We start from the raw sequence: 13,859 nt of genomic DNA, 5'->3' as shown, positions 1-13,859 counted from the left end.
TGCAACAAGAGCAGGCCGAAGACTTTGTGATTGCCACCGGGGTGCAATACAGCGTGCGCCAGTTTGTGGAGTTTGCGGCGGCCGAGCTGGGCATCACGCTGCGCTTTGAGGGCGAAGGCGAGGCCGAGGTGGCGGTGGTGGCAGCGGTGAGCGGCGACAAGGCCAAGTGCAAGGTGGGCGATGTGGTGGTGCGGGTGGACCCGCGTTACTACCGGCCTACCGAGGTGGAGACGCTGCTGGGCGACCCGAGCAAGGCACACGCCAAGCTGGGCTGGAAGCCGAAGATCACGCTGGCGGAGTTGGTGAAAGAGATGGTGGTCTCAGACTACGACTCGGCGCGCAAGGATGCGCTGGTGAAGATGGCTGGGTTCAAGGCCTACGATCACCACGAGTGAATTGGGGGCCCGCCGATCCCGGCAGATTCAGTGCCGTCAAGATTGCTGCAAAAGCTGTGCGGACGATGGTCCAGGGACAACCGCGGGCCATGAAATTTGGATGGATTGATTTTGCTCGGCCTTCAATGTTGTGTCAGTGGCGTTTGTTGACCGACCGCAAGAATTTATACGCAGCTTCGTGATTTTTTGGTCACTGATGGTTTCATGAGTAACAAGTTTTGTTACATCATCACTGACATGGCAGATTTTCAAATCTCGTTAGAAATCCTGGCCTTCAGTCTGCTGTGCACCTTCGTGGCCCTTGGCTTGTTGCTGCGTGAGCGTTGGCGCTCCAAGCGCATCCGGGCGAAGCTGGTGACAGTGTCCGAAGAAATGGATGCGCTGTCGCTCTACGACGCCAACACGGGTTTGTTGAATCGCAACGGCATTGAGACTGCGCTGGGCCACTGGATTGCGCGGGCCGACGGGGATGGCAGTGCGTTTTGTGCGGTGTTTCTGACCATTGATGAGTTCAAGTCACACAACCAGGCTTTCGGGCAGGAGTTTGGTGACCAGTTGATCAAGCTGAGCGCGCAGCGACTCGAATCGTTGCTGCCTGCTGGTGCCGATCTCAGCTGCTTCAATGATGGTGAGTTTGTGTTGCTGCTGTCGGGCAACGGCGCAGTGGGGCTGGACGCTGCACGGTTGCTGTTGGATCGATTTGCCGAGCCCCTGAAGCACGACCATGGCACCACGGTGCTGACCTGCTCGATCGGCGTGTCGGTCTATCCCGAGCACGGGGCCAGGTCGCGACTGCTGGTGAATGCCTCGATCGCGGCGCGGCAGGTGAGCCGCCAAGGCGGGGGCGACTTCTGCCTTTACGACCCCCAGATGAGTGCCGACCTGCGCGAACAGACCCTGCTCGTGGCTGATTTGCGCCAGGCCATCGAACAAGGGCAGCTGGAGCTTTACTTCCAACCCAAGGTGGATGCACGGACCCTGCACATCACCGCCGCCGAGGCGCTGCTGCGCTGGCATCACCCCAAACGGGGCCATGTGAGCCCGGCGGTGTTCATCCCGCTGGCCGAGCGCAACGGCCTGATCAACATGATCGGCAACTGGGTGATCGAAGAGGCCTGCCGTGTGGCGGGGCACTGGCGCGAGTTGGGCCTGCGCATGCGGGTGGCGGTGAACATCTCGGGCTACCAGATGCGCCAGGAAGACCTGGTGGAGCGCATCGAGGAGGCGTTGCACCGGTATCACCTGCAGCCGGGGCGCTTCACCTGCGAGATCACCGAATCGGTGGCGATGGAAGACACCAAGGGCACCCAGAAGACCTTTGAAAAGATGCGGGCCATGGGCTTGCATGTGTCGATCGACGACTTTGGCACGGGTTACTCCAGCCTGTCCACGCTGCGCCGGCTGCCGGCCTCCGAACTCAAGGTGGACCAGGCGTTTGTGGCGGACCTGGGCGAAAGCGAGGACGCCCGCTCGATCGCGACCTCGATCATCGGCCTGGCCAAGGCCTTGAACCTCAAGGTGGTGGCCGAAGGGGTGGAAACCCAGCAGCAATGCGACTGGCTGATGAAGATCGGTTGCGACGAGTTGCAGGGCTACCTGTTTTCCCGTCCGATTCCGGCGGCCGAGATGGAACGCCTGGCCATGGCCGCCCCCAACGATCGGCGGGGACCGGGCTTCAGCGACTCGCTGTTCAACGCCACGGTGGTGGCCGAACTGGCCGAATTGGCCGAGCTGCCCGGCCAGGGCGCAGGCTCGCACTGAAACCGGGGCTGGGGGCTTCAGTCGAAGGCCCAGGCCCCCAGGGCGCTGGGGCCCACTGCGCCGCGCCACAGCGGGCGACCCGGCGCGTCGGAGCCAGCCCCGCTGGCGACCATCAAAGGCAACAGATGCTCTTCACGCGGGTGGGAGGCCAGGCCGCCCGGTGCCCGGTGCCATTGCGCCAGCCGTTCGGCACGTTGGGCCTGGGTGCCTTGCACAGCTGCATCCAGCCAGTCGTGAAAATCGTGCGACAGGGGGGCCGCCTGTGCGAACTGGCGCAGGTTGTGATAACTCATGCCCGAGCCCACGATCAGCACGCCTTCGTCACGCAGCGGGCTCAGCGCGGCACCGAGCTGAGCATGGAGCAGGGGGTCGAGGCTGGCTTGCAGCGACATGGCGACCACCGGCACATCGGCCTGCGGGTACATCACCTTGAGAGGGATGAACACGCCGTGGTCCCATCCGTAGTCGGCGTCGACACGTGCTGGCAAACCCGCCTGGTGCAGCAGCGTGCTGGCGCGCTGAGCCAGCGCCGGCAGGCCGGGGGCTGGGTACTGCAAGGCGTAGGTCTCAGGTGGAAATCCGTAATAGTCGTAGATCAGGCCGGGGTGGGCGCCGCCCGTGAAGCTGGGCACCTCGGCTTCCCAGTGGGCCGTGATGATCAGAATGGCCTGGGGGCGTGCCGGCAGCAGGCTGTCGACGCTGCGAAGAAAGTCTTCGGTGGCCTGATAGCGCTCTTTGCGTTCACCGTTCATGAAGAAAGAGGGGCCCCCACCATGCGGCAGGAACAGAGCGGGCAGGCGCTGGTAGGTCGATGAGGTCGGGGTGGTCAAGAGGGCTCCGATGCAGGGCAGGTTTGCGCCCGGATGTTAACCCTGCACATCACCCCGCGCTGCCCACGGCCATCGCTGCTGCCCGAGGCAGGCAGGCCCCCATCCCCCTTATAATTTTGGACATTTTTCGTCAATATCACCCCGAGCCGGGGCGAAGGAATCAGATAATGAGCCAGACCACCCAAGATTATCCGCAAGATGCCGACGCGTTCAAGCGCATCGTCAGCGATTATCAAGCCACTGCGGCTTATAAAAATCCGATTTTGTTTGCGGTGGGGCGTCAGGTTTATACAGCCAACCGCACTTTGGCTTCGGTGCGTTATCCCGTGGTGAATGGCCCGGGCCAGAATACTGGCAGCGCCGCCATTTTGATGAAGGTTTTGGGCATTGAGCCCACCGGTGTGCAGAACGTGGTGCTGAGCGCTGCTCAGCTGGCTGAGGCCCTGCGCTATTTCGCCCCGTTCGTGAACGACGGCAAACAGCACCCCAACCTGGTGGCCCTGCAGCAGGCCGCGGCCCAGCTGGCGGCTGCCCCGGCTGGCGCGGCTTCTGAAATCGTGGCCACCTTCATCTTCGACGACATCGACCCGCAAGGCGTTGAAGACAGCACGCTCAAGCTTTATGGCCTGAGCAATCGCCATTTCAAGCCGAACCAACTGAATCTGACCAAGATTTTCACCAAGTTCCCGAATGTGGCCTGGGTGGGTGATGTGCCGATGGATGCGGCTGAAATTGATCAGGCTTTGTTGGGCGCTGCATTTGGCAATACCGAATTTGCGCCCCACATGGTCGACAAGTTCCCGCTGTATGTGCACCGCATCAATGCCGTGAAAATGGGCGTGCGCATCACCGATCAACACAAGGTGCGCCTGGGCGCCTACCTGGGCGAAGGCACGACCCTGATGCCGGGTGCCAGCTACATCAACTTCAACGCCGGCACCGAAGGCCCGTCGATGGTCGAAGGCCGCATCAGCTCCTCGGTGTTCGTGGGTGCGGGCACCGACCTGGGCGGTGGTGCTTCCACCCTGGGTGTGCTTTCGGGCGGCAACAACACGCCGATCTCGGTGGGCCGTAACTGTCTGCTGGAGGTGAACTCGGCCCTGGGCATTCCGGTGGGTGATGCCGTGATCCTGGCGGCCGAGGTGGCCCTGATGGCCTCGTCGCTGGTGAAGGTGGACGTTGAAGGCCACCCGCTGAACGGCAAGACCGTGAAGGCGATCGAACTGGTGGGCATCAACGCCGTGACCTTCCGCCGTCACAACCAGACCGGTGGCCTGGAAGTGGTGCGCACCCGCCGCAACATCGACTTTGCCAAGAAGCTGGACAACGGCGAAGACATCCTGAACGGCGATCTGCACAAGAATTAATGTGCCGGCGCCGTTGAGCGTCGCATCGCTTGGGCCCGAGTGTTGAAAAAGCCCGCCTGCACTTATGCAGAGCGGGCTTTTCTTTTGCAACGACGGAAGGGGACAGCGGCAGCCTCAGCGCTCATCCACAGTGTCGTGCTGTGGGGTTGTTCGTGCCTCAAGGCGTGGTCAGAGAAAATTGGCAGCGCAGGTTCTCTGGTCCACCGAGCTCTGGGCGTTGTATTCCGCTGATGCTGCGCACTTGCAGAAGCCGGGTGCCCAGCAGGCCATCCGACGCGTAACCACTGACCAGAACTTTGCAGTTCTGCCTGGCCTCCAGCGCAGACTCGGGCAGGGTGGATGGCAGCTCAAGGCGCCAGACTTCGCCCGATTCGACCTGCAGGGCCCACCAAGAGAAGGGGGCGTTGCCTTTGCGGGTCAACATGCCCGAGCCCGTCCAGGTGGCTGCAGCCTTGCTGCCCATGTGGGCGGATGAGATGTTGGATGCAGTGCGCGATTCCGGGCTGGCGCAACCCACCACGCCTGCACCCAAGGCCAATGCAAGCCCCAAGTGCAGGTGCAGCCGGAGGGCGTGGCGCGTCATATCAGCGGATGACCAGCAGCAAGGTGCTGCCAGCCGGAACGATGACATTGTTGCGAACATAGCTGACAGCGCCGGTGCCGATGGTGTCCACGCTGTAGTAATGGCTGGTCGCCGAGAAGCCTGATGCACCGATGGGGGTGGGCTGCGAGGGCAGCTTGCTCGCGAACTGCGTCGTGTCCACCGCCCCTAGTGTGTAGCCGCCATCGGTTTTGCTAGGCAAGCCGTACTGAGCGATGGCAAGTGTCAGCGGAACTGGGGCAAACAGGGCCGCACCGAAATGGGCGAAGTCGTCGGCCAAGCCCGAACCTCCGTTGGCTTTGATCAGGGCATCAAGGCATGTGTAGCTGCCGTTGGAAGCCGAGCCACCGTCATTGCAGGTGGTGATCAGCTGCTTGTAGACCGACAGGCCATACCGGCGATTGAGGTAGGCACCGAAGGCGCCTCCGATGGCGTAATTCTTGCCTGAGAGATCGACCCAATTGATATAGGATGTGCCGCCACCGGTGGCCATGTAAGTGGGCACACGGATGGAAGCGATCGGGTTGTAGCCCGCATTGACCACCGGCGTCACGATGTCTTCGGTCATCATGGCGCTCGTCTCCTCCAGCCAGGTGTCGTGCGAGGTGTTGCGCGCGACAGATCGCTGGTAGAAGTTGGTCATGTGGGTTGCTTCATGCAACAACGACGAGATGGCGTAGGCTCGCGAGGCCTGGATCTGGGCGGCGTTGATGAAGAACACCAGGGCCTGGTTCGAGTTGGCCGTGGTGGTGGCCGCCGATTTCAGGAAGTTGTTCACGCCATAAAAGTAGCCCGCCCAACCCGCCGTGCTGGGAGCGTTGACGATGGCGATGTTGATGTCCAGCAAACTGCTGCCGTCCTGGATCAGCTGGGTAGAGTAGTTGTTGGCCGAAGGCCCCCAGACGTCGCCGAGCAGTGCGTTCATGCGATCAAAACCGCCGGAGGCGCCACAGACAGTCGTTTGCATGGCGGTGATGTCACTGGCGCTCACCAGGCCGGTCCGTGTGGCCTCGGAGTCGAGCCAGAACACCACGTTTCGTCCGGAGGGCAGGCTGCAGGTGGCGGCAGCCGTGGTGGCGTAGAGCACTGGCGTGGTCAGGCTGTTGTATAGATCATTCCAGGTGCGCGCCGTTCCGACCGCGGGCGTTGAATTGAGTTGCGTCGACCGCCCACCCAGAAGGGACGTGTTGCTCCCAGATTGGGCTGACCTCGCCGTGGAATTGCCCGCCAACAGGCCCGCCATGGCCCGGTTCTTTGCCAGCAGTTCACTGTGGGATTGAGCCTCGGCATCGGCGCTGAGCAGGCGTTCTGCGGTTTGTACCGTTGTGGTGGTGCGGGCCGCAGCGTTGCCGGATGCCGCGAGTACCGGGCTGCTCAAGCTCCCCTCGGATGGGCTTTGGGCCGTGGTCGTTCCTGTGTTGGTGAAGATCAAGGTGGCATGTTGACCAGACTTCACCCCTGAGATGTTGATGTTGAGGGTGGTCGGAGCGTTCACAGGGTTGACGAAGCGCCAGGCCCCCACTCCATTGCCCGAGTAGCTGCTGGCGCTGAGCGCACCGCAGTTGCTGCCGCTGCAGTCGACGACTAGCGCGCTGCTGTCGGCGGTACCCATGATCGTTTGCTGGAAGGTAGCCGTGGCCGCGTTGCCATTGCTGTCTTGCGCCGTGAGGCTCACGCTGTAGGTGCCTGCGCTGGTGTAGGTGTGGCTCACGCTGCTGCCTGTTGCCGTGCTGCCATCGCCAAACATCCATTGGTAGGTGATAGCCAGCCCTTTGGAGCTGCTGGCTCTGCCGACGAAATTGACGGTCTGGCCCACTCGGGGCGACGACGGTGAGCTGCTGATGACGGGTGTGGTTACTGCAGGTGCGAGCACCGTGATCTGTTGGGTGGCAGAGGTGGACTGGCTGGCTGTGTTGGTGGCCTTGACGGCAAGGGTATAGGTGCCCGCCGAGTTGAATACGTGGGTGACGCTGGCGCCCGTCGCGGACTGACCATCGCCGAAATCCCAGGCGTAGCCCAGGTTGAGGCCCAAGGGGTCGGTGCTGCTGGCACTCAGGCTGGCGGCTACTGTGGCATACACGACGGTGCCATTGTTGATTGTCAACTGGGGGGTGGAAGGCGCCGGGGACAGCACCTCGATGGGAATGGTGCTTGTAGCCGAGACATTGGCCGTGTTGGTGGCGGTCAGCTTCAGGTCGAAGGTGCCCGCTGCGGCATACCGATGCGCCACACTGGCCCCGGTCACGGCGGATGAGCCATCACCGAAATCCCAGGTGAAGCTGAGTGCTCGCCCAGCCGGGTCGGTGCTGCTGGCGCTGAATTTGACCGTGTTTTGGGCGTAGGCCGCACTGCCGTTCGTGATGGTGACGGTGGGTGCCGATGGGGCAGAGCCTGCGCTCGGCGTGCCCAGTCCTATGTCGCTGCTGCCACCGCTGCCACCGCCGCCGCAGGCACTCAGCCCCAAAATCAACACACCTGCCGCAGCCAGTTGGCCGAACGATCGGACCTTCGCCCTCAGATTCATGGATCTGCCCCCCATAAATTACAACCCCTTTACTTGTCGGTCATTTTTCAGCACTTGATCATAGTGAGAAAAGTGGAGTTTCCGATCTCAGCTGTGCAGCCCGGGCAAAATCTGAGCGGGCACCCGTGCCGTCTGGGTACGGCAGAAGAAGGGGGGCGCAGGCAGGACAGGCGCAGTGTCATCGCGACCTGAACTGCTGCGGTGGTCTGAGTATCAGTACTCCGACGGATCCTGCATCAGCTCGTAGCCCACCTTGACACCGATGACGGCGCTCATCTTGATCAGGGTCTTGTGGGCGCACTGCTTCATGAACTCGGCGTCGGCCGGGCCGGCGTTGTGGGCTTCCCACATCACCGAGATGTACTGGGCTTCGCCCAGCTGGAGTTCGACCACATAGCGCAGCACGGTGTAGTCCTCGGCTTCGGCGTCGCCGGTTTCGTCTTCGAGCAGTTCGAAGAAGGTGGCGATGCGGCAGGTGAAGCCTGTGCGTTCATTGACGAACTCGGCATCCCACTCGGGTTCGCTGAAGCGCTCGATCCAGCTCTCCTGGTGCGCGGTGCCGAAGTTGAAGCCTTCGACGCAGCTGGTGAAGATCTCAGCTGGTGTGAGGCCGTTGACCAGGGGTTGGTCGAGGGGAATGGACTTGTCGGTGTCCCGGGTATTGGGCATGGTGGCTCCAGAGTGGATGGTGCGGGCTGCGGTTGCAGCCCGGCGGGGGGATTGTGGCCTGCCGGATGTGGCAGGTGTTTGACGGAGGCGAGGGCCCCCGCTTAGCGGTGCTTGCCCTGAGCGGCGTTGGCTTGCAGCAGGGTGTCGATCTCGGCGTCCTTGCGCTCCCACAGATCACCCAGCCAGCGGTGGAAGGTGCCGCGGAACTCCGAATCCTTGTCGTAGTCGCCCTGGGCGAACTCAGGCGGAATGGCCACCTGGTGCACGCGCATGATCACGCGCGGGCAGCGCCCACACAGAAAATCCCAGAAACTGGGCACGCCATCGGGGTAGACGATGGTGGCGTCGATCAGCGAGTGGAAGCGCTCGCCCATGGCATTGAGCGACATGGCCAGCGCGCCGGCCTTGGGCTTGAGCAGGTGGCGGTAGGGCGAGGAGGTGCGGCGGTGCTTCTCGGGCGTGAAGCGCGTGCCTTCGGCAAAGTTCATGATGCTGGTGGGCACCAGGGCGAACTTCTCGCAGGCCTTGCGGGTGGTCTCGCGGTCTTGGTCACGCAGGCCCGGGTTCTTGCGCAGGGCATCGCGCGAGTGGCGTTTCATGAACGGAAAATCCAGCGCCCACCAGGCCAGGCCGATCACCGGCACGTAGATCAGCTGTTGCTTGATGAAGAACTTCAGCATCGGGATGCGCAGGTTCAGCTGGTGCTGCAGCGCAAAGATGTCGACCCAGCTCTGGTGGTTGGCATTGACCAGGTACCAGCCCTTGTAGGGCAGCTGGTCGACGCCCTGCACATCCCAGCGGGTGCGTTGGGTCAGGGCCATCCAGCCGCTGTTGCAGCTGATCCAGGCGGTGGCGATGCGGTTCAGCCAGGGGTCGATGAAGGTACGCACGCCCTGAAAGGGCAGCACCAGCTTGAACAGCGCCAGGATGAACAGCAGGGCGCACCAGAACAAGGTGTTGACGACCAGCAGCACGAAGGCAATGACGCCCCTGAGCACGGGCGGGAGAAAACTGAGCATAGAACGGTGAGCAGGGCTGAGGTTGGAGAGGGCGTGCGGCAGGGCGGGCGCCGGGACGGGGTCAGGCGCCATGCTGACCAGGGCGACACCTTGCGGGCCCCGCACGGGGTCCGTACTTTGGCAGACCCAGCGGGCATTGTGCACAACTCGGCGGTGTGTCTCACTGAGATAGGTCAGGTTTTGCTGTCACAGCCTGTGGCTCGGCGGCGGCCCCGTGCCCTGCCTTGAGCGACGCCGTGTCGGTCTTGGCGGCTGGGCATCCCACTAGAATCGCCGGATGCGCCGATCCTGGATAGTTCGATTCGTCTGGATGCTGTTGCTGGCTGCGGCCGGCACGGCGGTCCTGCCGATGGCGCACGATCTGTCGCACCGGAATGGCTGGCGCATGTTGGCGCCCACGGCCCTGTCGACCGAGGGAGTGGCCACGCCCGCTGACGGTGACTCCAGCCCCGACACCGAGACCGACATCTGCGTGGTCTGTGCGCACCTGGCGAGCCAGCACATCGACGTGCCGGGCGAGCCACCGGTGCCAGTGCGGTTCGCTGCCGCCCAGCCCAGCCTTCTGCCCCGCGACCTGCCCAGCGTGCCGCTGGAGGTGGCCTGGCTGACGCCGGCGCCCAGAGCGCCACCGCTTTCCGCTCTTCTCTGATCTGTCTCTGACCCCTGGTCTGGCCTGCTGCCTTGGCGCTGCGGGCCTGCGGCCGCTTGCCCGTGCGTGACGCACGTTGGCAGCACAGGCCGTTGATTTTTCACGAGCAATGGGGCTGTGCCCCGTGGAGAGCGTTGTGTTTTTGATTGACAAGAATTTTTTGCCGCTGGCGGTGGCATCCACCCTGTCGGGCCTGGTGCCTGCTGCCAGGGCCGAAGCTGACCCGGCGATCGTGCTGGGCGAGGTGAGCGTGCACGCCCAGAGTGATGGCGGGCTGTCCCCGGGCAGTGTGCTGACGTCGGTCGACATCCTGGGGGCCGACAAGATCGAGAACCAGAGTGTCATGAACAGCTGGGAGCTGGTGGGGCAGTTGCCCGGCATCCAGCTGACCGAAACCCGCATGGGTGCCGAGTCGGGCAAGGCCACCTTCCGGGCCTTCAATGGCGAGGGCTACATCAATGGCATCAAGGTGTTGATCGATGGCGTGCCCAGCAATGTGAACAGCGGTAACCAGCGCTTCATCGACATGATCTTTCCGCTGGAGCTGGATTACATCGAGGTGGTGCGTGGCACCAACGACCCCCGCTATGGCCTGCACAACATCGGCGGCAACATCAACTTCGGCACCCGCCAAGGGGGCAACTACACCGATGGCCGCTTCACCTACGGCAGCCATGACACGCGTGAGGTGCAGCTGGCGCTGGGCCGCGAGGAGGGGGGCTTTGCACAGAACTACTTTCTGGCCAAGCAGGACTCCAACGGTGCGCGCAGCCATTCTCAGTCCGAGAAATACAGCCTGGCGGGCAAGTGGTTTGTCACCTCGCCCGATGGCCTGATGAAGGCGGGCGTGGTGGCGCGGCTGTATTCCCACCAGGCCCAGGAGCCTGGCTTTCTGACCGCAGCCCAGATGGCGCAGAACCCGTCCCAGTCGGGCGCACACAACGGCAACGACGGCGACGACCGTGACATGAAGCATCTGAGCTTTCATCTGGACTGGCAGCTGGCCCCGGAGCTGTTTGTGAGCCACAAGCTGTACATGAACCAATACAGCGATGACCGCCGGGTGACCTTCACCAACAGCCCCGCCACCAGCCTGAACAACCTGCCCCGGCAGCGCCGCTTCTGGGATGAACACCAGAGCGGCCTGATGAGCACGCTCACCTGGCGGGCCAGCCCGGCATGGGTGCTCGATGGTGGCCTCAACGTGGAGCGCCAGAAGAACCTGTACCAGCGCTACCGCTATGCCTATGCCTTGCCCACGGATTTTTCGCGGCCCACCACCACTTCCAACGACGACCAGTACACGCTGAACAACGTGGGGGCTTTCGTGCAGGCCATCATCAAGCCCAGCGACCGGCTCAAGCTGATCCCGGGTTTGCGTGTGGATCGCTTCACGGGGGACACGCTGATCCGAACCAGCGGCGTGACCGGGCCCTTGCAGGACTACGGCTGGATCAAGCAGCCCAAGTTCAGCCTGGTCTACAGCCTGGACAAGGAGACCAGCCTGTATGCCAACTGGGGCCGCACCTTTCAGGTGCTGACGGGCTCGCGTGCACCGGCCTACCTGACCTCGGCCTCGCAGGGGCGGTTCAACCCCTCGATCAACACCGGCACCGAGGTGGGCGTGAAGTTCAAGCCCGATGCCCAGACCGATCTGCGGGTGGCGCTGTGGCTGCAGGAGGCCACCGACGAGGTGGCCAACATGCCCAGCACCGGGACCACCGTGGGCCTGGGGCAGACCCGGCGCAAGGGCTTGGACCTGCAAGGGTCGACCCGTCTGGGCAGCCAGCTCAAGTTGTGGGCCTCGCATTCGGTGCAGGAGGCCAAGGTGGTGAGTGCGTTCACGGCCTCGGGCGTCTCGCTGGCCGGCAAGGAGGTGTTTGCGACCCCGCGCCACATCAGCACGGTGGGGGCCGAGTACCAGGCCAATGAAAAGTGGCGGCTGGGCCTGCAGGGGCGGGCCCAGGGCTCGTATTTCATCGACGACCTGAATGCGCAGGGCAAGTTTGGCAGCTTGGTGCAGTGGGACGCCAATGTCCGCTACACCCTGAGCGCCTCGATGAGCCTGGACCTCCAGGTGCGCAACCTGGCCAACCGAAACAGCGCCTATGTCTGGTATGACAACTTCTTCTGGCCCTCGGGCAGCGCCCAGCCCATGTACTCGCCCGGCGCGGGGCGAACCGCCTTCGTCTCGCTCAACGTGAAGATGTGAAGGCCTGGGGGCTGATCGTGCACCTGGCATGGATCGGCCCCTGTCAACGCGCCTGTTGTTGCGCTTTTTGGTGCGCCCCGGGTCTGGCCTCGGGGCGTTTCTACAGTCCTTATCTGAATGGCAGAACCATGACCTCCTTGGCCCAGTCGCTGCACCGTTGGAGCAGCATCGATCGTCTGCGTGGGGCCGTCATGGCCTTGATGGCCGTCGATCATGTGCGCGAGTTCTTTTTTCTGCATCAGCAGGTGGCCGACCCAATGGACTTGGCCACCACCTCGCCTGAGTTGTTTTTCACCCGCCTGTGCAGTCATTTCTGTGCCCCCGTCTTCGTGCTGCTGACCGGGCTGAGCGCCTGGTTGAGGGGCAGTCGACCCGGCGCAAGCCGCCGCGACACGGCGGTCTTTCTGGCCCAGCGCGGGGCGATCCTGATCGGCCTGGAGCTGACGCTGGTGAACTTTGCCTGGACCTTCAGTCTGCCGCCCCCCATGATCTACCTGCAGGTGATCTGGGCCATTGGCCTGTCCATGCTGGCCTTGGCGGCCCTGATCTACCTGCCCAGGCCGCTGCAGTGGGCGCTGGCGCTGTTGATCATCGCGGGCCACAACGCGCTCGACGGGCTGCACTTCCAGCCGGATGAGGCCGCGTTCATCCCTTGGGCCATCCTGCACGACCGCAGCGTGATGCTGCTGGGCTGGGGCTTGCGCGCCCGCAGCTCCTACCCGGTGCTGCCGTGGATTGGCGTGATGCTGCTGGGCTATGCCCTGGGGCCGCTGTATTCAGCCCAGGTGGCCAGCCGCAGCCGCCGGGCCTGGCTGACGGGCCTGGGCCTGTTGGCGCTGCTCGGCTTTGGGGTGTTGCGGCAGCTGAACGGCTATGGGGACCACGCCTGGGTGCCGGGTGCATCGCCGCTGCACACCTTGATGGCCTTTCTGAACGTCACCAAGTACCCCCCTTCGCTGCAGTTTCTGTTGCTGACCTTGGGGCTTGGCTTGCTGGCCCTGGCCTTGTTCGAACGCATCGGCTGGGCTGGCCCGTTGGCCGACATCGGGGGCGCGCCGATGTTCTTCTACCTGGTTCATCTTTATCTGCTGTACCTGCTGCACTGGGTCTTGCTCCATCACGTCGGCCCCAACCATGGGGGCCGCTTCGGGCTCGATGAGGTCTGGCAGATCTGGGCGCTGGCGGCTGGCGTGGTGGCCTTGCTGTACGGCCCCTGCCGCTGGTTTGCGCGGGTCAAGAGGAACAACCCTTCGGTGCGCTGGTTGCGCTATTTCTGAGCCGGGTGCTCGTAGGGCGGCTTGGTGCTAGATTTGGCCGTTCGGCACCCGGGGCGGCTCGGCGTGCGGCTGTCTGTTTCAACGCTGTCTTTCACCATGAATCCGAAGCTGAACCTTTCCTGGCGCCAGGCGCTGTCAAGCTGTGTTTTTGCGAGTGTCGCTGCGCTGGTCATGCCCGCTGTGGCCGCCGCGCCTTCCCGACCGGTGTCGCCTGACCTGAGCGGCACCTACGACTGCACGGGGCAGGACAGCCAGGAGGGGCCTTACACGGCGATGGTCACGCTCACCAGCCAGAGCGCTCACAGCGTGGGACGGCACCGGGCCTATGACTTCAAGATGGAGGTGCCGGGCTATGGCACCTACCTGGGCCAGGCGGTGGGCGCCGGGGCGCAGTTGGCCATCCATTTCGCCTTGACCGACCCGGCCACACACGATTTCGGAACCGGCCTGGCCCAGGTGTTCAAGCGCCAGGGCCGGCTGGGTTTCAGCAAGTTCTATTACGAGCCCGAATTCAAGGGCGGCAACCACGGCACCGAGGAGTGCCTGCGGCGCTGA

General features: G+C 63.5%; 12 protein-coding genes. 7 read left to right on the top strand and 5 right to left on the bottom strand.

Annotation, left to right across the window (positions count from 1 at the left end; translation table 11 throughout):
- Both L880_RS0119585 and L880_RS32940 read left to right on the top strand, forming a co-directional pair.
- A partial coding sequence (locus L880_RS0119585; RefSeq protein WP_027477113.1) for a GDP-mannose 4,6-dehydratase occupies positions 1 to 395 on the top strand: 395 nt, incomplete at its 5' end.
- A 237-nt stretch (positions 396 to 632) separates the two neighbouring features.
- Positions 633 to 2,156: a putative bifunctional diguanylate cyclase/phosphodiesterase gene (locus L880_RS32940; protein ID WP_169737789.1), complete on the top strand. Its 1,524-nt coding sequence runs from the start codon at positions 633 to 635 to the stop codon at positions 2,154 to 2,156.
- Between the two features lie 17 nt (positions 2,157 to 2,173).
- Here L880_RS32940 and L880_RS0119575 read toward each other — a convergent pair whose 3' ends face one another.
- Positions 2,174 to 2,986 (bottom strand): DODA-type extradiol aromatic ring-opening family dioxygenase, encoded by an 813-nt coding sequence (locus L880_RS0119575; RefSeq protein ID WP_027477112.1) that lies wholly within the window; start codon positions 2,984 to 2,986, stop codon positions 2,174 to 2,176.
- A gap of 167 nt (positions 2,987 to 3,153) precedes the next feature.
- On the opposite strand from L880_RS0119575, the gene L880_RS0119570 reads away from it, so the two are divergent.
- On the top strand, positions 3,154 to 4,353 hold the full coding sequence (locus tag L880_RS0119570; protein WP_027477111.1) for a tetrahydrodipicolinate N-succinyltransferase N-terminal domain-containing protein: 1,200 nt from the start codon (positions 3,154 to 3,156) through the stop codon (positions 4,351 to 4,353).
- Between the two features lie 157 nt (positions 4,354 to 4,510).
- On the opposite strand, the gene L880_RS0119565 is transcribed toward L880_RS0119570, so the two are convergent.
- The 4 genes from L880_RS0119565 to L880_RS0119550 form a co-directional block, all read right to left on the bottom strand.
- A complete protein-coding gene (locus L880_RS0119565) occupies positions 4,511 to 4,936 on the bottom strand; it encodes a hypothetical protein (RefSeq protein ID WP_027477110.1) in 426 nt (141 codons plus the stop codon).
- A 1-nt stretch (position 4,937) separates the two neighbouring features.
- Positions 4,938 to 7,478, bottom strand: a complete 2,541-nt coding sequence (locus L880_RS0119560) for a M30 family zinc metallopeptidase (protein WP_169737788.1) — start codon at positions 7,476 to 7,478, stop codon at positions 4,938 to 4,940.
- A gap of 213 nt (positions 7,479 to 7,691) precedes the next feature.
- Positions 7,692 to 8,147 carry a hypothetical protein gene (locus L880_RS0119555; protein WP_027477108.1) on the bottom strand — a complete coding sequence of 152 codons (456 nt, stop codon included), beginning with the start codon at positions 8,145 to 8,147 and terminating at the stop codon, positions 7,692 to 7,694.
- Between the two features lie 101 nt (positions 8,148 to 8,248).
- Positions 8,249 to 9,166 carry an acyltransferase gene (locus L880_RS0119550; protein WP_027477107.1) on the bottom strand — a complete coding sequence of 306 codons (918 nt, stop codon included), beginning with the start codon at positions 9,164 to 9,166 and terminating at the stop codon, positions 8,249 to 8,251.
- A gap of 277 nt (positions 9,167 to 9,443) precedes the next feature.
- Between L880_RS0119550 and L880_RS0119545 the strand changes: the two genes are divergently transcribed.
- From L880_RS0119545 to L880_RS0119530, 4 genes are all read left to right on the top strand, one after another.
- Complete coding sequence (locus tag L880_RS0119545) at positions 9,444 to 9,815, top strand: hypothetical protein (protein ID WP_157462992.1); 372 nt, start codon at positions 9,444 to 9,446, stop codon at positions 9,813 to 9,815.
- Between the two features lie 136 nt (positions 9,816 to 9,951).
- Positions 9,952 to 12,027, top strand: a complete 2,076-nt coding sequence (locus L880_RS0119540) for a TonB-dependent receptor (RefSeq protein ID WP_027477105.1) — start codon at positions 9,952 to 9,954, stop codon at positions 12,025 to 12,027.
- Positions 12,028 to 12,155: 128 nt separating this feature from the next.
- Entirely contained in the window at positions 12,156 to 13,304 is a 1,149-nt protein-coding gene (locus tag L880_RS0119535; RefSeq protein ID WP_027477104.1) for an acetyltransferase domain-containing protein, read from the top strand.
- Between the two features lie 171 nt (positions 13,305 to 13,475).
- The gene (locus L880_RS0119530) at positions 13,476 to 13,859 is read left to right on the top strand and encodes a hypothetical protein (protein ID WP_043330006.1); all 384 of its coding nucleotides are present in this window, start codon (positions 13,476 to 13,478) and stop codon (positions 13,857 to 13,859) included.

The organism is Curvibacter gracilis ATCC BAA-807, from assembly GCF_000518645.1.
In the GTDB taxonomy this organism is placed as follows: Bacteria; Pseudomonadota; Gammaproteobacteria; order Burkholderiales; family Burkholderiaceae_C; genus Curvibacter; species Curvibacter gracilis.
The sequence above is the reverse complement of the archived record's forward strand: the minus strand, read 5'-3'. Positions and strand labels throughout refer to the sequence as shown.

Coding starts and splice junctions, on each gene's coding strand:
- L880_RS32940 (WP_169737789.1), top strand. CDS start 633: ATGGCAGATTTTCAAATCTCGTTAGAAATCCTGGCCTTCAGTCTGCTG.
- L880_RS0119570 (WP_027477111.1), top strand. CDS start 3,154: ATGAGCCAGACCACCCAAGATTATCCGCAAGATGCCGACGCGTTCAAG.
- L880_RS0119565 (WP_027477110.1), bottom strand. CDS start 4,936: ATGACGCGCCACGCCCTCCGGCTGCACCTGCACTTGGGGCTTGCATTG.
- L880_RS0119560 (WP_169737788.1), bottom strand. CDS start 7,478: ATGAATCTGAGGGCGAAGGTCCGATCGTTCGGCCAACTGGCTGCGGCA.
- L880_RS0119555 (WP_027477108.1), bottom strand. CDS start 8,147: ATGCCCAATACCCGGGACACCGACAAGTCCATTCCCCTCGACCAACCC.
- L880_RS0119550 (WP_027477107.1), bottom strand. CDS start 9,166: ATGCTCAGTTTTCTCCCGCCCGTGCTCAGGGGCGTCATTGCCTTCGTG.
- L880_RS0119545 (WP_157462992.1), top strand. CDS start 9,444: ATGCGCCGATCCTGGATAGTTCGATTCGTCTGGATGCTGTTGCTGGCT.
- L880_RS0119535 (WP_027477104.1), top strand. CDS start 12,156: ATGACCTCCTTGGCCCAGTCGCTGCACCGTTGGAGCAGCATCGATCGT.
- L880_RS0119530 (WP_043330006.1), top strand. CDS start 13,476: ATGCCCGCTGTGGCCGCCGCGCCTTCCCGACCGGTGTCGCCTGACCTG.